The sequence below is a fragment of the Saccharospirillum alexandrii genome (genome assembly GCF_043641555.1).
Lineage (GTDB): Bacteria > Pseudomonadota > Gammaproteobacteria > Pseudomonadales > Natronospirillaceae > Saccharospirillum > Saccharospirillum alexandrii_A.
This window is the reverse complement of the sequence record NZ_JBHZRJ010000006.1, coordinates 231,095-253,983: the sequence shown is the minus strand read 5'-3', so window position 1 is coordinate 253,983 and position 22,889 is coordinate 231,095. Positions and strand designations below refer to the sequence as shown.

General features: G+C 58.5%; 20 protein-coding genes and 1 riboswitch. Of the genes, 14 read left to right on the top strand and 6 right to left on the bottom strand.

The annotated features are described in order from the left end of the window. The first annotated feature begins 61 nt into the window (after positions 1-61). Entirely contained in the window at positions 62-1,420 is a 1,359-nt protein-coding gene (locus ACHUE7_RS20120) for an ABC transporter substrate-binding protein (RefSeq protein WP_394171649.1), read from the top strand. Between the two features lie 2 nt (positions 1,421-1,422). Here ACHUE7_RS20120 and ACHUE7_RS20115 read toward each other — a convergent pair whose 3' ends face one another. After that, the gene (locus ACHUE7_RS20115) at positions 1,423-3,495 is read right to left on the bottom strand and encodes a HAMP domain-containing methyl-accepting chemotaxis protein (protein WP_394171648.1); all 2,073 of its coding nucleotides are present in this window, start codon (positions 3,493-3,495) and stop codon (positions 1,423-1,425) included. Between the two features lie 210 nt (positions 3,496-3,705). Further along, a riboswitch (TPP riboswitch) is annotated at positions 3,706-3,816 on the top strand. A gap of 201 nt (positions 3,817-4,017) precedes the next feature. Between ACHUE7_RS20115 and thiC the strand changes: the two genes are divergently transcribed. The 8 genes from thiC to ACHUE7_RS20075 all read left to right on the top strand — a co-directional run bounded on the left by thiC (position 4,018) and on the right by ACHUE7_RS20075 (position 11,661). Next, entirely contained in the window at positions 4,018-5,979 is a 1,962-nt protein-coding gene (gene thiC / locus ACHUE7_RS20110; RefSeq protein ID WP_394171647.1) for a phosphomethylpyrimidine synthase ThiC, read from the top strand. Next, positions 5,972-7,471 carry a bifunctional hydroxymethylpyrimidine kinase/phosphomethylpyrimidine kinase gene (gene thiD / locus ACHUE7_RS20105; RefSeq protein WP_394171646.1) on the top strand — a complete coding sequence of 500 codons (1,500 nt, stop codon included), beginning with the start codon at positions 5,972-5,974 and terminating at the stop codon, positions 7,469-7,471. Before thiC ends, thiD begins: the two co-directional genes overlap by 8 nt. After that, positions 7,468-7,683 carry a sulfur carrier protein ThiS gene (gene thiS / locus ACHUE7_RS20100; protein WP_394171645.1) on the top strand — a complete coding sequence of 72 codons (216 nt, stop codon included), beginning with the start codon at positions 7,468-7,470 and terminating at the stop codon, positions 7,681-7,683. Before thiD ends, thiS begins: the two co-directional genes overlap by 4 nt. Further along, the gene (locus ACHUE7_RS20095) at positions 7,683-8,468 is read left to right on the top strand and encodes a thiazole synthase (RefSeq protein ID WP_394171644.1); all 786 of its coding nucleotides are present in this window, start codon (positions 7,683-7,685) and stop codon (positions 8,466-8,468) included. Before thiS ends, ACHUE7_RS20095 begins: the two co-directional genes overlap by 1 nt. Further along, positions 8,458-9,579: a 2-iminoacetate synthase ThiH gene (gene thiH / locus ACHUE7_RS20090; protein ID WP_394171643.1), complete on the top strand. Its 1,122-nt coding sequence runs from the start codon at positions 8,458-8,460 to the stop codon at positions 9,577-9,579. The genes ACHUE7_RS20095 and thiH overlap by 11 nt, the downstream gene beginning before the upstream one ends. 141 nt (positions 9,580-9,720) lie before the next feature. Further along, positions 9,721-10,092 (top strand): response regulator, encoded by a 372-nt coding sequence (locus tag ACHUE7_RS20085; RefSeq protein ID WP_394171642.1) that lies wholly within the window; start codon positions 9,721-9,723, stop codon positions 10,090-10,092. Positions 10,093-10,096: 4 nt separating this feature from the next. Further along, positions 10,097-10,705 carry a histidine kinase gene (locus ACHUE7_RS20080; RefSeq protein ID WP_164744006.1) on the top strand — a complete coding sequence of 203 codons (609 nt, stop codon included), beginning with the start codon at positions 10,097-10,099 and terminating at the stop codon, positions 10,703-10,705. Between the two features lie 2 nt (positions 10,706-10,707). Beyond that, complete coding sequence (locus tag ACHUE7_RS20075) at positions 10,708-11,661, top strand: sensor domain-containing diguanylate cyclase (RefSeq protein WP_394171641.1); 954 nt, start codon at positions 10,708-10,710, stop codon at positions 11,659-11,661. Here ACHUE7_RS20075 and ACHUE7_RS20070 read toward each other — a convergent pair. From ACHUE7_RS20070 to gshB, 5 genes are read right to left on the bottom strand one after another with little or no spacing between them, the layout of a single operon-like run. Next, the gene (locus tag ACHUE7_RS20070; RefSeq protein WP_394171640.1) at positions 11,648-13,939 is read right to left on the bottom strand and encodes an ATP-dependent DNA helicase; all 2,292 of its coding nucleotides are present in this window, start codon (positions 13,937-13,939) and stop codon (positions 11,648-11,650) included. The genes ACHUE7_RS20075 and ACHUE7_RS20070 overlap by 14 nt on opposite strands. Continuing rightward, positions 13,936-15,597, bottom strand: coding sequence for a VRR-NUC domain-containing protein (locus ACHUE7_RS20065; protein ID WP_394171639.1), 1,662 nt, complete (start codon positions 15,595-15,597; stop codon positions 13,936-13,938). The genes ACHUE7_RS20070 and ACHUE7_RS20065 overlap by 4 nt, the downstream gene beginning before the upstream one ends. 7 nt (positions 15,598-15,604) lie before the next feature. Beyond that, positions 15,605-16,033, bottom strand: a complete 429-nt coding sequence (gene ruvX / locus ACHUE7_RS20060) for a Holliday junction resolvase RuvX (protein WP_394171638.1) — start codon at positions 16,031-16,033, stop codon at positions 15,605-15,607. After that, positions 16,030-16,917: an energy transducer TonB gene (locus ACHUE7_RS20055; protein ID WP_394171637.1), complete on the bottom strand. Its 888-nt coding sequence runs from the start codon at positions 16,915-16,917 to the stop codon at positions 16,030-16,032. The genes ruvX and ACHUE7_RS20055 overlap by 4 nt, the downstream gene beginning before the upstream one ends. Further along, complete coding sequence (gshB, locus tag ACHUE7_RS20050) at positions 16,917-17,870, bottom strand: glutathione synthase (protein WP_394171636.1); 954 nt, start codon at positions 17,868-17,870, stop codon at positions 16,917-16,919. Before gshB ends, ACHUE7_RS20055 begins: the two co-directional genes overlap by 1 nt. 383 nt (positions 17,871-18,253) lie before the next feature. On the opposite strand from gshB, the gene pilG reads away from it, so the two are divergent. From pilG to ACHUE7_RS20025, 5 genes are all read left to right on the top strand, one after another. Further along, the gene (pilG, locus tag ACHUE7_RS20045; RefSeq protein ID WP_028671183.1) at positions 18,254-18,634 is read left to right on the top strand and encodes a twitching motility response regulator PilG; all 381 of its coding nucleotides are present in this window, start codon (positions 18,254-18,256) and stop codon (positions 18,632-18,634) included. 68 nt (positions 18,635-18,702) lie between these two features. After that, on the top strand, positions 18,703-19,080 hold the full coding sequence (pilH, locus tag ACHUE7_RS20040; protein ID WP_028671182.1) for a twitching motility response regulator PilH: 378 nt from the start codon (positions 18,703-18,705) through the stop codon (positions 19,078-19,080). 10 nt (positions 19,081-19,090) lie between these two features. Further along, on the top strand, positions 19,091-19,627 hold the full coding sequence (locus ACHUE7_RS20035; RefSeq protein ID WP_394171635.1) for a chemotaxis protein CheW: 537 nt from the start codon (positions 19,091-19,093) through the stop codon (positions 19,625-19,627). Between the two features lie 221 nt (positions 19,628-19,848). Next, positions 19,849-21,939, top strand: a complete 2,091-nt coding sequence (locus ACHUE7_RS20030; RefSeq protein ID WP_394171634.1) for a methyl-accepting chemotaxis protein — start codon at positions 19,849-19,851, stop codon at positions 21,937-21,939. Between the two features lie 94 nt (positions 21,940-22,033). Further along, positions 22,034-22,888, top strand: a complete 855-nt coding sequence (locus tag ACHUE7_RS20025) for a CheR family methyltransferase (RefSeq protein ID WP_394171633.1) — start codon at positions 22,034-22,036, stop codon at positions 22,886-22,888. Position 22,889: the final 1 nt, after the last annotated feature.

The following is a 22,889-nucleotide window of genomic DNA, read 5'->3' as shown; positions in this document are numbered from 1 at the left end:
AGTAAAGCATTAGTTTATAGATTGTGCACCGAGTTCAATGGAAAACAAAAAGGTGCAAAAAATGAACTCGAACGCAACGTTTTTTCAGTATTCCCTTCGCATTATGGCTCTGAGCATTATCTCAGCAACTGGCTTGGGTGAAACGGTTAGAGTCGCCACCGTCGCTAACGAAGACATGCTTCGCATGCAAACCCTGTCACAGCATTTTGAGCGTGAGAACCCGGGTATTCAGCTCGAGTGGAACGTCGTTGATGAATCGGTGTTGCGGCTGATGCAGTCTCGGGACAGCAAGCGCGATGACCCCAAGTATGATGTGTACACGGTCGGTATGCTTGAGGCTACTCTATGGGGTGGCTCAGGTCGTTTAAGTTCCGTTCCTGCCGACATGGCGGGTGATCTAACACAGACTGGGTGGATACCCGAAATAATCACGGGTTTTCAGGTCGGCAATCAGTACTATGGACTTCCATTTTATGGTGAAAGTTCGATCACCTATTTTCGTAAGGATATTTTCTCGCGATATGATCTAACCGTACCGGAGCAACCTACCTGGACTGGGATTGAGCAATTGCTGAATGAACTGTCCACACGCTCTGGTGGCGCTCATGGCCGGATCTGCCTGAGAGGCAAACCCGGTTGGGGCGAAAACATGGCGCTGGTGTCAACCCTGGTCAATAGTTTTGGCGGGCGCTGGTACAATACGCAGTGGCGTTCGACCATTGATTCACAGCAGTGGCAAAACGCGATCAGATTTTATCTTGGGCTGCAACACCGCTATGGGTTGCCTGGCGCCTGGCGCAACGGTTACACCGAGAACCTGGCGGCTTTCTTGCGGGGTGATTGCGATCTGTGGGTCGACTCGACCGCAGCAGGCGGCGCCCTGGCAGCGCACTCCGATTACCCGGACATCGATTACCGGCAAGCACCTCATGAAGTAACGGGAAGAGGCGCTAACTGGTTGTGGGCCTGGGGTTTTTCAGTGCCAGAGCAATCAAACGTTAAAGCCGCTGCCTGGAAATTTATTGAATGGGCTACCTCGGAGACATACCAGCAATTGGTCGCCGACAATTACGGTATTCAGTATGTGCCACCGGGAACGCGTCTGGCACTTTATGATGACGCCGACTATCGGCAATATGCGGCGTTCGCCGATGTCACTATCGCCGCTATTCAGTCGACGGATTTCAACCGGTCTTCAGTGCAACCCATTCCCTACCGGGGGATACAGTTTGTTCAGACCGCAGAGTTCCAGCAAGTGGGCAATCACCTGGGTGGTTTGCTGGCGCACCTGCTGGAGCAATTCGATCCAAATGACGAGGATACGGTTACTGCTACGCTGCTAGCGGCCACTGACTTTGCCAATGCGGCACACCGCATAGCCCGGTATCTGGATGATCGCGATATTGATGCCTACGAATAAAGTCAACTCTGAAAGCGCATGACCATGGCGTCCAGTTCCCTGGCCATGGTGCTGAGCTGATGGCTGTTATCACTCGATGTTTTTGCAGCAGCTTCAGCCCGGCGAGCATTGTGGTTGACCTGGTCAACCTGACTACGAATGGCTGCAGTGCTGTGTTCCTGATGTTGAGCGATGTCGGACACCTGGTCACTGAGTTCCTGAATCCGGTTAATGCGGTTTTTAAATTCGTTGATGGCAGTATCGGCCTGGGTCGACACCCGGCAACTGGTATCAATTTTCGTGCGACCTTGCCGAATAGAACTGGACAGTGCCTCGAAGGCGGCGACCAAGCCATCGATGGTTTTTCTGATTTCTGCCGTTGATTCTGAGGTACGGCTGGCCAGCAACCTCACCTCATCGGCAACCACGGCAAACCCCCGCCCCTGATCGCCGGCCCGGGCCGCTTCGATAGCGGCATTGAGCGCAAGCAGATTGGTTTGTTCAGCGATGCCTTCGATGGTGGTTGAGATGATTTCAACACCCTTCATGTCGTTATTGAGCTGTGAGATGGTTTCGGTGGCTTCAGTGAAGGTCTGTTGTAAGACTGTCATCGCCACGGTGTTCTCCCTAATTTCAAGCGCTGTGGCATGTAATTCACCGTGCGCTGTTACCGCTACCTGCTGGCCTTGCTCCGACAGTACAACAACCTGCTGAACGGCTTCTTCCATGCTGTGAACCGCCGTCAGAATGCGCTCGGTTTCCGACGCCTGTTCCTGGGATGCGGAGCCGACTGATTCGCTCAGTTGCTGGCTCTGCTGGGCGGAGTCGGTAATGGCGTGAGACTTGGCTTTCAGGTCGGTAATTATGTCGCTCAAGCCGAGTCGAACCGCTTCAACCGCCGTGATCAGGTCGCCCATTTCATCGCGGTGGTGCGACTGTACGGTTCGGGTCAGGTCGCCCGCTGCCAGTGCTTTAAGCGCTGCTTTCAGGGTAGTCAGTGGGCTGCGAATGCTGGTGATGATCAGCCACAGCACCATGGCTACGGTCAGAAAGATGGCTGCCAGACCAAAGAGGATAAAGTTCGTGCTTCGCGCCAGGCTGGTATTAACGCCATTGGCGACCTCGCGTGCAAACGCCTGGGAAAAAGTGTTCAGTGTCGACAAGGTTTCCTGAATACTGTGTTGGGTGGTTTGTACCGACTCTGCCTGGCGCGAAGCCGTTTGGCGATAGTCCAGCAAAGCCGACTGGCTGGCTATCAACCCTGGCTGAGGGCTCTCTGTACCGGTCTCTAAATCCTGGAGGGTTTCCCCACGGGCCAGGCCTTGAATCTGGGCGGTAATACGCTGTGCCGATTGCATGAAGGGGCGCGACGAAGGGTAGTTCATCGCCAGCGTTGTAAAACTGAAAAACTGGTTTTGGTGGCGCTGGTCCCATTGGTCAAACTGGGTACTGAGTTGCTCAAGTTCCTGAGCGCTCGCGGCCAGGCTGATGTCTTTTAGCAACAACAATCCATTGAGAAAGGATGCGTAGAATTCGTAAGCAACCGCCAGAGCATAGTCGTCGGCAAGCGACAGTGAGAACTCGTCAAAAGCGGGTGCCAGTTCATTGCGGATCGATGCCGATTCAGCAACCAGTTCGTTGTACCGTGTTTCGAAACTCAAGCTGACCGCCTTGTCATCCACGAGCTGGCGCGCCGAGGTCATTACCCCGGCGAGTTGATCCCGTAGCCTGCCCAGTGCCTGGTTCTCATCGGCGGTATCGGGCAGGCTGTCGAGGCGTTGCTGCAAGGCCTCCAGTTCCGTGTCCAGCCGGGTTTCGTGCTCGGCCAGCCGGTCGATTAGCACGGAGAGACCGGCAACGGACTCGACATTAATGGCAGCCTGAAAGTCTTCAGCGAGACGGGCGGTCAGCAGATCAACACGCTGGGTGATCTGAGCGACGGGGGTTGCTGATTCCGTCAATAAAGTCAGTTGGTCAATGGTGGTCGATGCATTGCGAATGCTGAGGCTCGATGTCGCGGCGACAAACACCAGAACGACAGTAAACCCCAGAATGATGCGGCCGACAATACTCAGGGAAGGCAGTGTTGCAGTCATGGGAGCACCTGAACGGTAAGCTGCTTGGTTAGCAGAAGATTGTTGTTATTGTGCCAATTAAGGGTAGGGCGTGGACGTCGCCAGAGCCTGTATAAAACCCGCTGGTTTCTGTACTTTCTTGCTGTCTGATGCGTGTGGTGGAAATCGGCTGATACGCACAGGTGAGTCAGGGTCCCGCTTGTTCTATTGGGCAGGAGGCAGTACCCTGTTCGGGTCTTGTCGGAGTGCCGGGGTAACCAACCCCTGGCTGAGATCGCACTAGCGGGATCCGTTGAACCTGATCGAGTTCGTACTCGCGAAGGAAACAAGGGGAATACCAGTCTTGGGGCCACGCCCTGTCGGCAATGAGCCCACCGGGTTCCGGTATTTCCAGTTCAAACCGGGCTTACCGGGTTTGAAGGCTTGTTCGGGTGTGTGTTGGCAGACAGCAGACCCGGGCGTCTGTTGTTTATTGTCCAACACCTTGTTTGCACCCCCAGCTCCCCTGCGTTCGCTCCGTCGCTTTTGCGAGGAACGATCGAAATGACTTTATCCACACCAGCCACTAAAAAATCGGCCAAACAGACATCGGGCGCCCCGCTGGGCGAGCGTGTTCAGCAATTAAGAGACGACGCCATCGCCCCTTTTCCCAACTCAGAGCGGCTCTACATTGCCGGTTCCCAGCTGGATATTCAGGTCGGTATGCGCGCTATTCATCTCTCGGATACCCGGGTGGGCGGTACGACGGCTTCGCCCGAGTGGCGCACCAATGAACCCGTGATTGTCTACGATACTTCAGGCCCCTATACCGACCCGAATGCGCAGATTGATTTACGACGCGGGTTGGCTGCACTGCGAGAACCCTGGATTGAAGCGCGCGACGATACCGAATGGCAGGATGCGCCGGGCTCGGATTACGCGCGCCAGCGCGCCAGTGATCCGGCACTGACTGCATTGAGATTCACGCGCAACCGCCTGGCGCGCAAGGCCAAAACCGGTCGCAATGTCACCCAAATGCATTATGCCCGCCAGGGCATTGTCACCCCGGAAATGGAGTACATCGCTATTCGGGAAAACCTCGGCCGCGAACGGCTGAAAGACGAGACACTGGCGCGCCAGCATCGGGGTGAAGCGTTTGGCGCGGCCATTCCCGAACACATCACCCCGGAGTTTGTGCGCGACGAGGTTGCCCGGGGCCGGGCTATCATCCCCTGCAACATCAATCACCCCGAAGCCGAACCGATGATCATTGGCCGTAACTTTCTGGTGAAAGTGAACGCCAACATCGGCAATTCGGCCGTCACTTCGGGCATTGAAGAAGAAGTCGACAAGCTGGTTTGGGCCACCCGCTGGGGCGCCGACACGGTGATGGACTTGTCGACCGGGGCCAACATCCACGAGACCCGCGAGTGGATACTGCGCAATTCGCCGGTGCCGATTGGCACCGTCCCGCTGTATCAGGCCCTGGAAAAAGTCGGGGGCGTTGCCGAAGACCTCAGCTGGGAAATGTATCGCGATACGCTGATTGAGCAGGCCGAGCAGGGCGTCGATTATTTCACCATTCATGCCGGTCTGCGCCTGCACCATATTCCGATGACAGTGGATCGGGTGACCGGCATTGTCAGTCGCGGTGGCTCGATCATGGCCAAATGGTGTCTGGCGCATCATAAGGAGAGCTTTCTCTACACCCACTTTGAGGACATCTGCGCCATTATGAAGGCGTACGATGTGTCGTTCTCACTGGGCGATGGTCTTCGCCCTGGCTCCATTGCCGATGCCAACGACGCGGCCCAGTTCGCTGAGCTGGAAACCCTGGGTGAACTGACGCAGATCGCCTGGAAGCACGACGTTCAAACATTGATTGAAGGGCCGGGTCACGTGCCCATGCATCTGATCAAGGAGAACATGGATAAGCAGCTGGAATGCTGCGATGAGGCGCCGTTCTACACCCTGGGCCCGCTGACCACGGATATTTCGCCGGGCTACGATCATTTCTCCTCGGGCATCGGCGCGGCCATGATCGGCTGGTACGGCTGCGCCATGCTGTGTTACGTCACTCCCAAGGAGCACCTCGGCCTGCCGGACAGGGATGACGTCAAGCAGGGGCTGATCACCTATAAGATTGCGGCCCACGCGGCCGACCTGGCCAAGGGCCACCCCGGTGCTCAGATTCGCGACAATGCCATGAGCCGGGCGCGGTTCGAGTTCCGCTGGGAGGACCAGTTCAACCTGGCGCTCGATCCGGATACCGCCCGTCAGTTTCACGACCAGACCTTGCCCAAGGAAGGCCATAAAGTGGCCCATTTCTGTTCCATGTGCGGCCCCAAATTCTGCTCGATGAAAATCAGCCAGGAAGTGCGTGATACCGTGGCAGCGGAAAGAGCCGACGCAGAGCGGATACCCCTCCAGGCCGAGCTGGACAGTGCCATGGCGCAAAAATCGGCCGAATTTCGCGACCAGGGCGCGCGGCTCTATACGCCGGCGCAGGGAGGTGAGCATGAGTGAGCCGCGTCCCATCGTCTGGAGCATCGCTGGCAGCGACAGTGGCGGGGGGGCTGGTATCCAGGCTGACATTCTGGCCATCACGGCTCTGGGCGGCCATGCCGCCACGGTTATCACCTCGGTGACGGCGCAGAACAGCCAGGGGTTGATCATGGCTGAACCGGTGTCGTTGGCGGTGTTTCAGGCGCAATTGACCGCTCTGGCCGATGATCTGCCACCAGCGGCGATCAAGATTGGGTTGCTTGCCAGTCTTGCGCAGATCGATTACCTGGTTCAGGCCTTGCCCGCCTGGCGCGAACGCTGGCCAGGGCTGGCGGTCGTGCTCGACCCGGTCGCTGTCGCGACCAGTGGCGATGCACTGACGGAGCCGGCCGTTCACGCCGCCCTGCACCGGCTGCTGCCACTGGTGGATCTGGTCACCCCCAATCAGCCCGAACTGAGCTGGCTGACCGGGTGCGATGGTCATCCGCACGTGCAACAGGAGGCGGCCCGGCGTTTGCACCAAGACTCTGGCGTGAGCGTCTTGCTGAAAGGCGGACATGCGCCCTTGGAATCCCAGGTCACCGACCAGTGTTTCGACACCAGCGGACACTGGTGCTTACGGCAGCCCCGGCTCAACACGCCGCACACCCACGGCACTGGCTGCACACTCAGCAGCGCCTGGGCGGCTAGCCGAGCGCTGGGCTATGACCCGATTGACGCCGTCGCCCTTGCCAATGCCTTCGTGCACCGTGGGCTGCAACAGGCTTATGAAACCGGGCAGGGTGCTGGCACGCTGACACGCCAGGCCGTTGCAAGCCGGTCGGGGATGCCGTTTGCCGACATCTGGCAGAACGGGGATGACCCGACACCGGGCAAGGCGTTTGCGGAATTGAACCGGGCACCGGGCGTTTATCCGGTGGTTGGCGATGTCGACCTGCTCGAGACCTTGCTGGCGGCGGGGGCTGGCACGATTCAATTGCGCCTGAAAACCCTGGATACCGAACGGCTGGCGGCTCAGATCAACCGTGCTGTCGAGCTGGGTGAACGTTACCAGGCGCAGGTGTTTATCAACGATCACTGGGCGCTGGCGCTGGAGTTCGGTGCCTTTGGCGTGCACCTGGGGCAGGAGGATCTGGCCGGTGTGGACTTGCCGGCCCTGCAGCGGGCGGGTTTGCGCCTGGGTATTTCAACGCATGGCTACGCCGAGCTGTGTCGTGCCCGGCGGTTGCAGCCGAGCTACATTGCCCTGGGTCATGTGTTCGCGACGACCACCAAGGTCATGCCCAGCCAGCCACAGGGCCTGGGCCGTCTGGCGGAGTACCAGGCGTTGCTTGACGCTGCCTGTCCGACCGTTGCCATTGGCGGCATCAAGGAAAGGCACCTGGAGGCAGTGGCCGCTTGTGGCGTATCCGGGGTCGCGATGGTGACCGCTATCACGGAGGCTGAGTCACCGCCCCACGCCTGGCGCGATCTGGACCGACAGTGGCAATGTCTGACCGGAGGTGCAACATGAAGATTTTTTGCAACGGTGAAGGGTTCGAACTGGCCGCTGATGCAACACTGGCCGAAGCCCTGTCGTCTTACCTGGAAGTGCGTGATGCACCGGCACCCAAGGGTCTGGCGGTAGCCTGCAACGGCGATGTGGTTCCCCGCCCACTCTGGTCGCAGCGGCAACTGGCCGAGGGTGACCGACTCGATCTGTTTTCAGCTGTGGCAGGAGGCTGATGATGCTAACCATTGCCAATACGTCATTTTCATCGCGCCTGCTGACCGGAACCGGCAAGTTCAGCACCCCCGCTACCATGCTTGATGCGCTTGCCAGCAGCGGAACCGGGCTGGTGACGCTGGCGCTGCGTCGACTCGACCGGCGCGACAGGGATGCCATTTTCGAGCCCCTGCAGGCAGCCGGGTACCGCCTGTTGCCCAATACCTCCGGTGCGCGCACGGCCGAAGAGGCCATTCAGGCGGCGCAACTGACCCGCGAAGCCATGGGTACGCCCTGGCTCAAGCTGGAGATTCACCCGAACCCGCGCTATCTGCTGCCCGACCCGGTGGAAACCCTGAAGGCGGCGGAGCGCCTGGTACAGCTGGGGTTTATCGTTCTGCCTTATGTGCACGCCGACCCCGTGTTGTGCAAACGCCTGGAGGAGGCCGGCTGTGCGGCGGTAATGCCCCTGGCGGCACCCATTGGCTCCAACCAGGGTCTGGTCACCGGGCCCTTTCTTGACATTATTATCGAGCAATCCAGGGTGCCGGTGATTGTCGACGCAGGCCTCGGTGCGCCATCCCAGGCGGCTGAAGCCATGGAGCGGGGCGCCGATGCGGTGCTGGTCAATACAGCCATCGCCACCGCAACCGACCCGGTGGCAATGGCGGCTGCTTTCAGAGCGGCGGTTGAGGCGGGCTTTCAGGCGCGCCAGGCCGGGCTGGCCACACCGGGCCTGCGGGCCGCAGCATCCAGCCCGTTGACGGCTTTCCTGGAGACCGGGGGTGATTCCGATGCAGGCTGACCATGATTTCCAGCCGCCCGACTGGCAGACCTCAGGGTTGTCGCTCTATGCCAAAACGGCTGTCGATGTGGAGCGCGCACTGGCCCGTTCCCAGCGCACCACGGATGACCTGATGGCGCTGCTCAGCCCGGCTGCACGGCCTTATCTGGAAACCATGGCGCAGCTCAGTCACCAGCTGACGGTGCAGCGATTCGGACGGGTACAGCAGCTGTTTGCGCCGCTTTACGTCAGTAATGCCTGTGCCAATGAATGCGACTATTGCGGTTTTTCAATGAGCAACCGGGTGCGCCGCAAGGTGCTGACGGCAGCCGAATTGGCCATGGAGGTGGCCTTTTTGAAGCGCCAGGGGTTTGAGCACCTGCTGTTAGTGGCTGGTGAAGCGCCGCGGGTGGCAGGGGTCGACTACTTCGAGCGAGCATTGCAGCAACTGGGCTCTGAGGTTGCACAGATCAGCCTGGAGGTGCAGCCCATGTCGACCGACGACTACCGTCGCTTGCACCGGGCCGGGCTGCATGCGGTGCTGGTGTACCAGGAAACCTATCATCGGCCGACCTACCATCAGCACCATACCCGCGGTAACAAGGCCGACTACGATCACCGCCTGGCGGCACTGGCGCGGGCGGGCGCCGCGGGCATACACCGCCTGGGTATGGGGGTGTTGCTCGGGCTGGCCGACTGGCGGCTGGACAGCCTGATGGCGGCGCATCATCTTCGGTATCTGGAGCGTCGCTGCTGGCGCAGCCGGTTCTCGATGTCGTTTCCCCGGTTGAGGCCGGCTGAAGGGGGCTTTATAGCACCGCATCCGTTATCGGATGCCGACCTGGTGCAACTGATCTGTGCCTGGCGTCTGTTCAGCCCCAATCTGGACCTGAGTCTGTCGACCCGGGAGCCCGCCGCGTTGCGCGAGCACTTGCTGCCCCTGGGGGTGACCAGCTTGAGTGCCGGGTCTTCCACCCGGCCCGGTGGCTATGTCGTAGAGCCGGATTTAGCGCTGGAACAGTTCAGTATTGACGACAATCGCACCTTGAAGGATGTCGTTGCTGCTGTGCAAAGGTTAGACTACCAGCCAGTCTGGAAAGACTGGGACCCGCACTTGCATGTGTCAGAATGAGAAAAAGGTCCGTTTTCCGGTTTGCCAGAGCGTCGTTTCTTGCCTTTACTCAGAGAGCGGATCGTCCTGTTTACCGGGCGATAGCTGCTGAGCGATAGCGTCTGTGCATTCAAAGATGTCAATTTGCATGATGGAGTAACCATGTCGACACCCGTCCTGATCTGTGACGATTCTAGTTTTGCCCGCAAACAGGTGCAGCGAGCACTGCCTCCAGGTTGGGACATAGACGTTACCTTTGCCGGTAATGGCGAGGAAGGGTTAGCCGCGATCAGCGCCGGTAAAGGCGATGTGGTGTTTCTCGACCTGACCATGCCGGTGATGGATGGCTTTGAAGTGCTGGAGGCCATCAAGAAGCAGGATATGCCCTGTCTGGTGATTGTGATCTCCGGCGATATTCAGCCCGAAGCCATGGCACGTGTGAAAAGATTGGGAGCGGTCGATTTTATCAAAAAACCAGTGGATGCCCAGCGGTTGCAGCAAGTGCTGACCGACTTCGGCATCTATGCGGGGTGACCTGATGAGCGCTGAGCATCTCGATGAAGAAATGCGCGACGTATTTCAGGAAATCGCCAACGTGGCCATGGGTCGCGCCGCTGACCTGCTGGCCAGGTTACTGAACAATTATGTGGTGCTGCCGATTCCGGTGGTCAATTTGCTGGAACGCAACGAACTGAAAATGGCGCTGTCGTCGCTCAAATCGGTCGATTCCGTCAGTGCCGTCTGCCAGGGGTTTGTCGGTTCCCGCATTTCCGGCGAAGCCTTGCTGATCTTCAACGACACCAGCTTTCAGGACATCGCCGAACTGACTGAGTTCAAGGGCGATATCACGCCGGACATCGAACTTGAATTGTTGATGGACATCGCGAACATTCTGATCGGTGCGTGTCTGAAAGGGCTGACTGAACAGCTGGATGTCTCCTTCAGCCAGGGTCAGCCGGTGTTGCTTGGCCAGCACCTGCACCTACAGGACCTGGTGAACAATCAGACTGGCAACTGGAAACGGGCGCTGACCATTGAAATTCCGTATCGCCTTGAGAGCCGCAATGTCGATTGCGATCTGCTACTGCTGTTTACCGAAGACAGTTTGGCAGTGCTCGAAAGCAAAGTCCGTTTCATGCTGGAGTGATCATGTCGCCACCGCGCAATTCAGTAGATGATTTCCACTGGTTAATTGAAGTACTGCAGACCATCGACGTCGGGATGCTAGTGGTCGATCTGGACTACAAGGTGATGGCCTGGAACGGCTTTATGGAAAACCACAGTGGTATCTCGCCACAGGATGCCCTGGGGAAGAATCTGTTCGCCGTGTTTCCCGATATTCCCCGGCATTGGTTCGAGCACAAGGCAAGAACCGTGATTGAGTTGCGCAACCGGGCTTTTACTACCTGGGAGCAGCGCCCCTATGTATTCCGGTTCAAGAACAACCGGCCCATTACCGGTACGTCCGAGTTCATGTATCAGAATTGCACCTTTATTCCGGTGGCCGACACCAAAGGTGAGGTGAACAGTCTGTGCATCATCGTCTACGATGTCAGCGACGTAGCGGTAAGCAAGATTGAATTGCAAAAAGCCAACCAGCGGCTGAAGGAATTTTCGCGCAAGGATGGCTTGACGGGCTTGTTCAACCGCGGCTACTGGGAACACCAGTTGTTGCAGGAATTCAAACGTCAACAGCGGGCCCAGCAACCGACCTCGCTGATCATGATGGACATCGACCACTTCAAGGCCGTCAACGACACACACGGCCACACCATTGGCGACGATGTGATTCGCATGGTCGCCTCGGTGATTCGCGATACGTTGCGCGCTACGGATCTGGCCGGGCGTTACGGTGGCGAGGAGTTTGCGGTCATTCTGCCCGATACCACCGGTGAAGATGCAGTTACTCTGGCCGAGCGGTTGCGGGTGCATGTTGAGGAGCAGGTGCTGAAATCTGAAGACGTGAACTTGCAGGTGACCATCAGCCTTGGCGTCGCCAGCTGGAACGCTGAGCTTTCATCACACTCCGAATGGATCAGCCTGGCCGATCAGGCGTTGTACCAGTCGAAAGATCTGGGCCGCAACCGCGTCAGTCTGGCGTAACCTCTAACACCTCCTCGCGCCGCCGCATCACCACCTGCCAGTGCGGCGGTAACCAGCCATTGCGGTAATACTCGGCGAAGCGGTCGTCCAATAGCCAGATATCGCCTTCGTCGGTTTCGGTGCGCACGCAGCGACCGGCCGCTTGCAGCACTTTGTGCAGTCCGGGGTAGCGGTAGGCAAAGTCGAAACCGGGCTGACCCTGTCGGTCCAGGGCGTGGCGAATGCGGTTATTGAGCTCGTTGACCTGTGGTAGACCAGGGCCGACGACCATAACGCCGGTTAGCGCATCGCCGGGCAGGTCGATGCCTTCCCCCAGTACCCCGCCCAGGGGCGCCATTACCATCAACCCCTGTTCATTTCTCAGCCGGTCGAGCAACGCCAGTCGCTCCAGCAAGGTGGCATCGCGGGTGGGCGCCATCACAGTCGGGTCATCAGCGAACGCCTCGAATACGCCAGCCATCTGCTGGTAGCTGGAGAAAAAGACCAGCGCATTGCCCCGGGTCTGGCGACGGAATTGCCGGACCAGAGGGAGAACGGCGTCTTTCAGGCCGGCGCGGTCGCGATAGCGGGTGGACACATCGGTAATCAGCGTGACTCTGAATTGCCGTGGCTGAAACGGCGATGGCAGCGTCAGCGGCACGGCATTGGCGAGGCCGGTCATGGCCAGGCTGTAAGGCCAGGGGGTCAGCGTGGCGCTGAAGCCGGTAACCGAGTTGACCAGGTCGTGCTTCTGGGTCAGCAAGCGCGACGGGTTCAGGCACAGTACCTCTATGCGTTTGTCGTCGATAGCGCGGCTCTCACTGCCCTGGTAGCGCCAGCAGAAATCCTCAGGCTGGGCCAGTTCATCAATACGGGCGAAGCGACCAGCCTCGAAAATCAGCGCTTCCCAGGCGGGCCCCGGCTCCCAGAACGGTGCTTCCCGTAGCAGGCGGGCACTGGCCTGTAGCCAGGTGCGCAGGGCCAGGACCAGCGCCTCGGGCCGTCGCTCGCTGAGGCCATTCTGATCGTTCAGGCAGCGTTGCAACGCCCGCCGCACAGGCTTCAGGGCCGCTTTCACGTTGGCCGGGGCTGCGTCATTCAGGGCCGCTAGAGAACGGCCGGAAAAAGCGGCGCTGAACATGGCCCGGCCACGGTCGATCAGGTTGTGGCTTTCATCAATCAACACCGCGACCTGGTTGTCCACTTCCCGGAGCAGATAGGGCTGAACGGCAGTGGTGTCGTACAGGTAATTGACGTCACCGACTACCAGATCCGCCCAGACGGCCCAGTCCTGGCTCAGGTAATAGGGGCAGATCTGATGTTCCTCCCCCAGGCTGGTCAGCGTTGCCTGATCCCAGATACCCTGCTCCAGCAGCGCCGGGCGCAAGCGCTGGCGCTTATCGAAGTAGCCGCGGGCGTATGGGCAGACCGATCCGTCGCAGGGTGTCGACGGGCTGAGGCACAAACGCTCCTTCGCCTGTAGGTTCAGGGTAATCAGGTCGCTGGTGTCGAGGTTCAGCGCCCGAATGCTGTCGAGCACCAGGGGCTGGCCGGTGTTTTTCATGGTCAGGTAATACACGCCCTGGTGATGCCCCTCGCCCAGTGCCTTCAGGCTGGGAAAGAGCGCTGCCAGTGTTTTGCCGGTTCCGGTTGGGGCTTCGATCAGGGCATTGCGCTGCAACGCCTGGGCCTTGTAGACGGTTTCGGCCATGCTGCGTTGTGCCGCGCGCATCTGATCGAACGGAAACCGGGCCCGGGCCAGGGCACGATCCCGGCTTTGCCGGTGTTCGTGCAGTTGTTGCAGCCAGTGATCGTAGCGCGCCAGGTGCCCGGTCAGCCGGTCGAGCAGGGCCTCCCGGGTCCAGTGTTCATCCTCATGCCATTCCTGCTGAGTCTGGCTGTGTACATAACACAGCCTTACTGTCCATTGCGCCTGTTCGGGGCGGGGCAGTGCCCAGAGCGCGGCATAGAGTTGTGCCTGGCGCTGATTCAGCGCCCGGGCGGAATCGGGCAACTCCTCTGGCGAAATGCGCAGTGTTTTGATTTCTTCGATGCCGTCGCCCCAGGCGCCATCGATACGGCCGCTGAGGGTCAGATCAAAGTCCGGGTGTTGCCAGTCGAGGCTGACGGCTTGCTCGGGTCGATAGCCCGGAGTGCGGCGCGCCTGGGTTAGCTGATGGGTTTCCCGGCCCTCCAGCGCACTGGGGCTGGCGCGGAAGCTGCTGACCAGATCGCCTTCGTCCAGGCAGAACTCGGCCAGGGCACGAACCGAGATGCGAAAGTGGGGCCTTGGGGTCATGGGGTTGTGTCATCCGCAGGCGTTTCCGGTTCGGCGTCGGTTGTGTACTCGACGTACCAGACTTCGGCGGGAATACCCGCTTGGCTGAACACCCCCAGCCAGTCCCGCTGGTTATCCTGCAGCCGGTCACCCGGCCCCTTGATTTCGATAAACCTATAGCCGTCCGAAAGGAACTGAAACAGGTCGGGAAAGCCGGATCGGTGACGCTTCAGGTCGAGCCAGAGGTGTCGGAATATCGGGACCCAGTGGTCCCAGGGAACCGCATCGAAACAACGCAGTAACAGCTCTGAACTCAGCCCCCCCCAGCCAAAGAAGGGGTTTTGCAAACCGGCTTTATCCTGACTGTAGTGCGCCAGATGCTGGCGTGCCTGGGTTTGCGTCAGGGTCTGGTACAGGCGGTGCCGGTCTGAGCCCCGACGCTGTAGAAAGTCTGGTTGGTAGAGATCGGCCGGGCCCGATTGAAAGGGGTGGTGAAAGGCGCCGGGCACGTCGGCAAACAGCCAGGGCCAGTGCACCAGCGTGAAGATAGCCAGCGGCAGCTGATTTTCCAACCAGACCGCATCGTCGAGCTGGGTACAGGCCAGTTGCTCGACACTCATGGCCGCTGGCGCCCATAAAACCCGGTCCTCGACGACAGTGGGTGCTAACACACTCAGTACCGGCCGTTTGAGTTTGCGCGCCAGGCGCGGCTGAAAGCGGGGCCCAAAACGGGCTTCGCTGGCATCCTGCGGGGCATCCAGGATCGGCTGCAATGCCGCCCAGCAGTCCGCAAAGCGTTCCTGCTTGTACAGCAGACGACACCGGCGCTCACGCGCCGGGGGTGTCTCGTTGGTGCTCAACAGCGCCAGGGCCAACGACCAGTGTCCGGCTTGCTCCAGCCGATAGCCGAGCTGGTTCATCAGCCGAAAAGCCCGGTCCTGAACTCTGGGCCGCCAGTCGGCGGCCAGGCATGCCTGGGCAATCGGGGGTAATGACTCCGTTGATTTGGTTTCTGTGGCCTCATTGTACTGGTCGCGCAGGTCCATCAGGTGCAGCGTCTGGTCGATGTCGGCCGGGTCCTGAAACCAGCGCTGGGCGCGGTTCAGCGGGTAGCGTTCGTAGCGGAAGACGCCGAGATCCGACAGCACAAAGTCGGTCAGGCTCTGGCGGCCATTGCCAAAGTACATCAGTTGCAGGCGGCGCAGGGTGGCATCGTGGCAGCGGGCCACCAGAGGCTCGGCCAGCTGCCAGTCGTCTGGCGAGCCGGAATCGGGCATTATGGCGAGATGTTCAAGCAAGGCCGCCTTGTTGAGGCGCGGGTCCGGGCACCAGGGCAATTGTCTGAGGTCGGGCAGTGTTAGCAAACGGGCGATGTCCAGTGCCGTCATTAGGGGTGATGGATCCAGAAGGCCAGCTTGAACCAGCTCGGCGACGGCCGGTTCAATGGGGCCTACGTCTGCATAGCTCAGACGGTTGACTCTGAATACCGGCCCCTTGCGCGTGTACAACCGAACCAGCAGGCGGGCGGCAGGTTCGCTCAGTTCACGAAAACGGGTGAGAAAGCGCTGGTCGGCTGAATCCAGCAGGTCGGCATAGCGTTCGCCGACGGTACTGACCAGTTGGCGAAAGTTGTCGAGATAGTAGCCTTCGGGCAGATCGACTGACTCAGTGACGGGCATATCGATATCACACGGGCTGGCTAAGAAAAGTTTCCAGAATCAGCTGGGCGGCCAGACTGTCGATGTCGGCCTGGCGCGCACGGGACAGGCTGGCGCCTTGCAACCCCAGGTGACTGCGGGCCTCTCGGCTGCTCAGCCGTTCATCCACCGCTTCAGCAGGCAGTCCATAGCGACCGTGCAGGCGTTTGCGGAACTTGTTGGCCCGGGTGCCCATCTCGCTGTCGGTTCCGTCCATGTTGTACGGGATACCGACGGCGAAGCCGACCGGGCGCCACTCGGCAACGAGCTGGTCGATGACTGGCCAGTCCGGGATGCCGTCACGGGCGCGCAGGGTGGTAATGCCTGTGGCAGTGCCGGTGATGGTCTGGCCGGCAGCGACGCCGATCCAGGCCAGGCCAAAATCAAACCCCAGCCACTGACCGGCCGGCCGCGTCATGACGCTTCCCGGCTGAACTGATTGTCGGTGCGGAATTGCCAGGTGCGGATGATTTCCAACTGGTCGTATTCCTGTGCCATCTCGGTGCTGAAGGGTTCAAAGGGTGCCGCCATGTGAACGATGCGTTTGGCCGCCTGATCGAGCAAAGCATGACCGGAGCTCTGAGTGACCTCGACCGAGGCCAGGCTGCCATCGGCCCGCATCTTGACGGCCAGTCGGACACTGCCAGACAGCCGCTCCTGACGGGCCGCCTGCGGATAGTTCTGGTTACCAACCCGCTCGACTTCTTCCAGCCAGTTAAAGACGTAGGCGGCATCCAGCGATCGACGCGCCGAGACGGCGGTCAGGGTTCTGACTCGGGGCCGCTTGGCGTAGGTTTGGCGGCTTTCATCGAGCATGGCGCGCAGGGTGGCGACATCGTTGATCTGGCTGATCATCAGCGGGTCGTTACTGGCCAGCTCCTCAACCGGAGGTGCTTCTTCCTCGGCCCGATCCAGAGCGGTGCGGCTGGTGTCGGTGCGGGTGGTTAGAATGCGCTTACGTGCCGCTTCCAGCTCGGCAAAATTCAGCTGTTGCACTTCCGGTGTGGTGCGAAACACCTGATTGTCTTCAATCTCGGCCTGTTCGGTCGAGGTCAGGCGTGCCGCTTCATCCTGAGTACCGCTGCCTTGTTGATCGGCATCGGCCAGAAAATCGGCTTCGTCGAGCGGCGTTGGCTCTGTGCGGCTGTGCTGTGCCAGCGTGACATCCAGGGTTGGCGGGATGGAACGTGCTTCGGGGGCGGAGAACCCGACCCCGAAGATCAACAGGGCGTGCAAGCCAAGCGCCAGAAACAGCGTAAAGCTGAGTCGATCGATAGCGCCTACGCTGGCAGCGGTCGACATCAGGCCATTCCTCGCTTCCGGGCGATCAAATCCATCAGTTTGCCACCGATGTCGGTGTCGAACGCGGCATCAATTTCGCGTATGCAAGTCGGGCTAGTAACGTTGATTTCAGTCAGATAATCGCCAATGACATCAAGGCCAACGAACAGCAAGCCGCGCTTCTTGAGCTCGGGCCCGACCTGGGCGGCAATCCAGCGGTCGCGCTCGGTCAGTGGCTGGGCACGGCCAGTACCACCGGCAGCCAGATTGCCGCGGGTTTCGCCCTTGGCCGGCAGGCGTGCCAGGCAATAATCGACGGGCTCGCCGTCAATCATCAAAATGCGTTTGTCGCCATCCTTGATCTCTGGCAGGTATTTCTGGGCCATGGTTTGCGTCTTACCGTGTTCGGTCAGTGTTTCAATAATGACGGATACGTTGGAATCGTCGGGTTTCAGTCGAAAAATGGAACTGCCGCCCATGCCATCCAGGGGTTTGAAAATGACATCGCCATGCTCTGCGTGAAAGGCTTTCAGCAAGGCTGCATTGCGAGTCACCAGGTGCGGCGGTGAACAGTCCGGAAAGGCTGTGGCAAATAACTTTTCGTTACAATCGCGCAGCGCCTGCGGCTTGTTAACGATCAGCGTGCCCGCCTGTTCGGCACGTTCCAGCAAATAGGTGGCATAGGTATATTCGTTGTCGAATGGCGGGTCCTTGCGCATCAGGATAACATCAAGATCCGCCAAGGGCGCGGCTTTGGCCGTTCCGAGTTCATAAAAGTGATCTGGGTCACGAAATACACTTAAGGGCCGCATCAGGCCCTTAGCCTGGCTGTTGTCCAGAAAAAGGTCGGCCGGGGTCATGTAAAACAGCTCCCAGCCCCGGTCCTGAGCGGCCCAGAGCATGGCAAGTGAGCTGTCTTTTTTATAGGTGACGGTCTCTATCGGGTCCATCACGATGCCGATCGTTAATTTCATGTCTAGCCTCGGGTTATCATTGGCTGGTATGGTAATAGATGATTGGTATAGCAAAAACAACTTTCTTTACAGCCGTTTATAGCGGATAGCTAGATTCTGTGATAAAAGTTCTAGCATAGTATTAGACAGCCAGTAACAGAGCGTCCGGGCATGACAGCGGTCGACGATATACCCCGATTTTGGCTGTCGGGGTAGGAACGTCGTGTTAGCAGGGGCGGTTTTTGCTACGCAGCAGGTTACAGGTAACCTGGCCTGCGAGCGTTATACAGCACATCAGTGCCAGCATGGGCCAGACATGCGGGCTCAATCACTGGTACGCTAACTGCAGCCCGGTACCCGATATACTGGTACTCAAAATATAGCTTTCAACCCTGGGATGACCTATGGAAAACAGCTTTGAAAGCCTCAAGGTGATGGTCATTGACGACTCCAAAACCATCCGGCGCACAGCGGAAACGCTGTTAAAGAAAGTCGGTTGTGAGGTGATCACCGCGACGGACGGCTTCGATGCACTCGCTAAAATAGCCGATACCAAACCGGACATTATTTTTGTGGATATCATGATGCCCCGACTCGACGGGTATCAGACCTGTGCACTGATTAAGAACAACAGTGCCTTTAAAGAAACGCCGGTTATCATGCTGTCCAGTAAGGATGGCCTGTTTGACAAGGCGAAAGGCCGCATTGTCGGCAGCGATCAGTATCTGACCAAGCCTTTTGGCAAGGAAGAGTTACTGGGCGCAATTCGGGATTACGTAAAATAATGACCGCATGCTTCGGCTGAGCGGTTTGTTGTTGTTGATTTACTGATTAAAAAATAAACGGGTGGACCATGGCACGGATTCTGATTGTAGACGACTCTCCCACTGAGACCTACGCGTTTCAGGGCATGCTTGAAAAGCATGGTCATGAAGTATTGACGGCTGATAATGGAGCCGATGGAGTCGCCCTGGCACGTCAGGAGTTGCCGGACATCGTGTTAATGGACATTGTGATGCCCGGCCTGAATGGTTTTCAGGCGACCCGGCAGTTGACCAAAGGTGCCGATACCGCCCACATTCCGGTGGTGATTGTAACCACCAAAGATCAGGAAACTGACCGGGTTTGGGGTCGTCGGCAGGGTGCCAGCGGTTACCTGGTCAAGCCGGTCGCCGAAGATCAACTGTTGTCGACCGTCGAGGCTGTACTCGCCGGCAACCTTCAGGACTGACGGCACACTCATGGCCGACATGACTCCGATTCAGCTACTGCGGGACATCGCGCTGCGCTGTCGTACCCAGGCCGCTGGCCTGCCCGAGCAGCAGGAGGTGCGGGAAACCTGGAGCGGCATCGGGTTTCGACTGGGTGATCATTACTTCGTCGCGGCTATGGATGAAATTACAGAAATCCTGAATGTCCCCTCAGTAACCCGCCTGCCAAACGTCAAACCCTGGGTTCAGGGTGTATCCAATGTCCGGGGTCGACTGATCCCAGTGATTGACCTGGACCTGTTTTTCGAGACACCCAGCCAGGAATCCATGCGTAACCGTCGGATCCTGGTGATCGAGCAACACGACCAGATCGACGGTCTGATTGTGGATTCGGTCGAAGGTATGCAGTACTTCCCGGTGGATGATTTTTCCGGTGATGTCCCGTCATTACCCGAGAGAATAAAACCCTTTGTGCGCGGTCACTACGTCCGTGACAGCCAGATATGGACGGTCATCAGCATGGAGGATCTTTATGAACACGACGTTTTTCAGGAAGTGGCGGTCTGACCGTCTCCGGGTGAATGGATGCTGCCAGCACGATACAGGCCGCACGTCCCGGGAATGGTTGGGCTGGGAAGAGGCCGCTTGAGCGCCGTTCCGCAAGCCTGTACTTACGATACATGCAGTTACGAAACATCATGTAGTTACGAAACTGATAATTACACGACTCACAATCAGAAAGATTTTATTTCAGAAGCACAGCCTGAGGCCGAACTGGAGTTCGAACGATGAAACAAAGAGCCGGAAATTTACTAACCATCCTGGGCACCAACCGCTTGCTCAGTATTCTGCTGGCCGCGCTGCTGGTCGTGGTACTGGGCCTGTTTGCCGTGGTGTACCAGAATTTCAGATTGGGCGCCTTCGACCAGGAGTTGCTCGAGCACGCGGGTGAGATGCGAGTACTGTCGCAGGAAATCGCAAAGAACTCCTCGGAAGCTTCAGGCGGTCAGGAGCAGGCCTTTGGGCTGCTGCAGCGTTCACGTGCCGAATTCGAGGTGCGCTTTAACTATGTGCAACAGGGCAACTCTATTACCGGTACACCGGCTCTGGCACAGCATGCTCCGGAAGTCGATATCAGCAGTCTGTCGCGTATCTGGAGCCGGGTGAGTCAGAACTCGGATTTGATCGTCGAATCCCAGGAAACCATTCTTGATTTGCACGAAACCGCCAATACCCTGTCCGAGCGGATTCCCGAGTTGCAGGTAGAGTACGACGAAGTCGTTGAAATTTTGCTCGAAACCGATGCGGGTGCAGGTCAGGTCGCTGTAGCCCAGCGTCAGGCCTGGCTGGCTGAACGGATTGTCCGGTCGATTAACCGGGTTCTGGTGGGTGGTGAAGGTGCTGTGATGGCGGCCGACTCCTTCGAGCGCGACGCAGCGCTGTTCCAGCGCGTTCTGGACGGCATGCTGAACGGTAACGCCAACCTCGACATTGACCGTGTAGATGACATTGAAGCGCGTGAAGCGCTGGATGAAATTGCCAATCTGTTCCAGATCGTATCCGGCTCGGTCACACAGATCATGGCAACGTCTCCCGAGTTGTTCCAGGTGCGTGAAGCAGCCTCCAATATTTTTACCGACTCTCAGGTGTTGCTTGAGCAGGCGTCTACTCTGGCTGGCCAGATTCAACAATCGGCCGATACCCGGCCACTCAGCAATGCCCTGGTGATTTACGCCCTGGGTGCGCTGGCACTGGTGCTGATTGCCATTGCGGTATTCGTGGTTATTCGCGATACACAGAAAGACTTGCGTGAAACAGCTGAAACCAACGAGCAGAACCAGAACGCCATTTTGCGACTGCTGGATGAACTGGCCGACCTCGCCGACGGTGACCTGACCACACAGGCGACGGTAACCGAAGACTTCACGGGCGCCATTGCCGACTCCATTAACTTCGCGATCGACCAGATGCGTCAGTTGGTATCGGCCATTAACTCCACGGCGGTTCAGGTTTCGTCGGCCGCCCAGGAAACGCAGGCTACGGCCATGCACCTGGCTGAAGCCTCCGAGCACCAGGCGCAGGAAATTGCCGGCGCTTCAGCGGCGGTAAACGAAATGGCGGTGTCTATTGACCAGGTATCTGCCAACGCTGCCGAATCAGCCGCGGTGGCCGAGCGGTCGGTTGCGATCGCCAAGAAAGGTGCCGACGTGGTGCAATCGACCATCAACGGCATGGATAACATTCGTGAGCAGATTCAGGAAACGTCGAAGCGTATTAAACGACTCGGTGAATCCTCGCAGGAAATTGGTGACATCGTATCGCTGATTAACGACATTGCCGACCAAACCAACATTCTGGCTTTGAACGCCGCCATTCAGGCCTCCATGGCCGGTGACGCAGGCCGGGGCTTTGCGGTGGTAGCGGACGAAGTACAGCGTCTTGCGGAACGGTCTTCAGCGGCAACGAAGCAGATTGAAGCACTGGTAAAAACCATTCAGAACGACACCAACGAAGCCGTTATCTCGATGGAGCAAACGGTGGCCGAGGTGGTCCGGGGTGCGCGCCTGGCACAGGATGCGGGTGTTGCCCTGGAAGAGATCGAGTCGGTATCGAAGAACCTGGCCGACCTGATTCAGAACATTTCCAACGCGGCCCGTCAGCAGGCTTCATCAGCTGGCCACATTTCCAACACGATGAACGTTATTCAGGAAATTACCTCACAAACCTCAGCCGGTACCACTGCAACGGCGAAGTCGATTGGTAACCTTGCTCAGCTCGCGAACGACCTGCGCTCGTCGGTAGCCGGTTTCAAACTGCCGGACAGCGACGACGACCTGGACATGCTGGGTGCCCCGGAATTGGACGATGAGGTCGCTTAACGGCGGCCAAATCGGATTCCCAGGGGCATCGGGAAGCGTGGCTGTGTTTGTGGTTATGCAGCGATGCACCGCTGATTGTGAATGAGGCTGTAACGTGGTGACCCAGAGCGCGTCCGTACATCAGGCTCCTGAATTGAGCGACCGTGCCTTTTTCACCTGGCAGGAGTTGCTGGAAGAGCGTCTCGGGTTGCAGTTGTCGGAACAACGACGCAGCTTTCTCAAGACCAGTCTGGCCATTCGCATGCGTGAGCTGGGGTTCACTGATTATCTGGATTATTACCGCTATATTCGCAGTGGTGATGCCGGGCTGATTGAATGGAATTGCCTGATCGACCGGGTAACGGTTCAGGAAACCCGCTTCTTCAGAGACCCGGCGGCGTTCGCATTGACCCGTGATTTTCTGACGCGCCGCGTCCATGAAGTCACCCGGCCGCTGAGTATCTGGAGTGTTGGTTGTTCCACCGGTGAGGAAACCTACAGCCTGGCGATGATGACAGCCGATCTGTTGCGGCGTGAATCTGATCAGGTCAGGCATTTTGGCGTGACCGGAACCGATGTGTCCTCCCGGGCTCTGGAAACGGCCCGCCAGGGTGTGTACCCGGCCCGGCGGGTTGAGATGTTGGATAAGCGCCTGATCGAGCGGTTTTTTTCGCCTCAGGTGGGGCAATACCGGGTAGCGCCAGCGTTGCAGGAAAGGGTGTGCTTTACACGCCTGAATGTACTGGAGCTGGCTCGCTCACCGATGAAAGAGCTGGACCTGATTTATTGCCAGAATATGCTGATTTATTTTCGCAAGTGGCGCCGCAAGGAAATCGTGTCTGAACTGGCCAAACGACTGGCCAAAGGCGGCATGCTGGTGCTGGGCCTGGGCGAAGTTGTGGACTGGAAGATGCCTGAACTGACGCGCGTACCCGGTGAACGGGCGTTGGCCTACTTGAAACACAAATGAA

What these genes read in the sequence shown, in the direction of transcription:
- ACHUE7_RS20120 (WP_394171649.1), top strand. Translation starts at nt 62, where the DNA reads ATGAACTCGAACGCAACGTTTTTTCAGTATTCCCTTCGCATTATGGCT.
- ACHUE7_RS20115 (WP_394171648.1), bottom strand. Translation starts at nt 3,495, where the DNA reads ATGACTGCAACACTGCCTTCCCTGAGTATTGTCGGCCGCATCATTCTG.
- thiC (WP_394171647.1), top strand. Translation starts at nt 4,018, where the DNA reads ATGACTTTATCCACACCAGCCACTAAAAAATCGGCCAAACAGACATCG.
- thiD (WP_394171646.1), top strand. Translation starts at nt 5,972, where the DNA reads ATGAGTGAGCCGCGTCCCATCGTCTGGAGCATCGCTGGCAGCGACAGT.
- thiS (WP_394171645.1), top strand. Translation starts at nt 7,468, where the DNA reads ATGAAGATTTTTTGCAACGGTGAAGGGTTCGAACTGGCCGCTGATGCA.
- ACHUE7_RS20095 (WP_394171644.1), top strand. Translation starts at nt 7,683, where the DNA reads ATGATGCTAACCATTGCCAATACGTCATTTTCATCGCGCCTGCTGACC.
- thiH (WP_394171643.1), top strand. Translation starts at nt 8,458, where the DNA reads ATGCAGGCTGACCATGATTTCCAGCCGCCCGACTGGCAGACCTCAGGG.
- ACHUE7_RS20085 (WP_394171642.1), top strand. Translation starts at nt 9,721, where the DNA reads ATGTCGACACCCGTCCTGATCTGTGACGATTCTAGTTTTGCCCGCAAA.
- ACHUE7_RS20080 (WP_164744006.1), top strand. Translation starts at nt 10,097, where the DNA reads ATGAGCGCTGAGCATCTCGATGAAGAAATGCGCGACGTATTTCAGGAA.
- ACHUE7_RS20075 (WP_394171641.1), top strand. Translation starts at nt 10,708, where the DNA reads ATGTCGCCACCGCGCAATTCAGTAGATGATTTCCACTGGTTAATTGAA.
- ACHUE7_RS20070 (WP_394171640.1), bottom strand. Translation starts at nt 13,939, where the DNA reads ATGACCCCAAGGCCCCACTTTCGCATCTCGGTTCGTGCCCTGGCCGAG.
- ACHUE7_RS20065 (WP_394171639.1), bottom strand. Translation starts at nt 15,597, where the DNA reads ATGCCCGTCACTGAGTCAGTCGATCTGCCCGAAGGCTACTATCTCGAC.
- ruvX (WP_394171638.1), bottom strand. Translation starts at nt 16,033, where the DNA reads ATGACGCGGCCGGCCGGTCAGTGGCTGGGGTTTGATTTTGGCCTGGCC.
- ACHUE7_RS20055 (WP_394171637.1), bottom strand. Translation starts at nt 16,917, where the DNA reads ATGTCGACCGCTGCCAGCGTAGGCGCTATCGATCGACTCAGCTTTACG.
- gshB (WP_394171636.1), bottom strand. Translation starts at nt 17,870, where the DNA reads ATGAAATTAACGATCGGCATCGTGATGGACCCGATAGAGACCGTCACC.
- pilG (WP_028671183.1), top strand. Translation starts at nt 18,254, where the DNA reads ATGGAAAACAGCTTTGAAAGCCTCAAGGTGATGGTCATTGACGACTCC.
- pilH (WP_028671182.1), top strand. Translation starts at nt 18,703, where the DNA reads ATGGCACGGATTCTGATTGTAGACGACTCTCCCACTGAGACCTACGCG.
- ACHUE7_RS20035 (WP_394171635.1), top strand. Translation starts at nt 19,091, where the DNA reads ATGGCCGACATGACTCCGATTCAGCTACTGCGGGACATCGCGCTGCGC.
- ACHUE7_RS20030 (WP_394171634.1), top strand. Translation starts at nt 19,849, where the DNA reads ATGAAACAAAGAGCCGGAAATTTACTAACCATCCTGGGCACCAACCGC.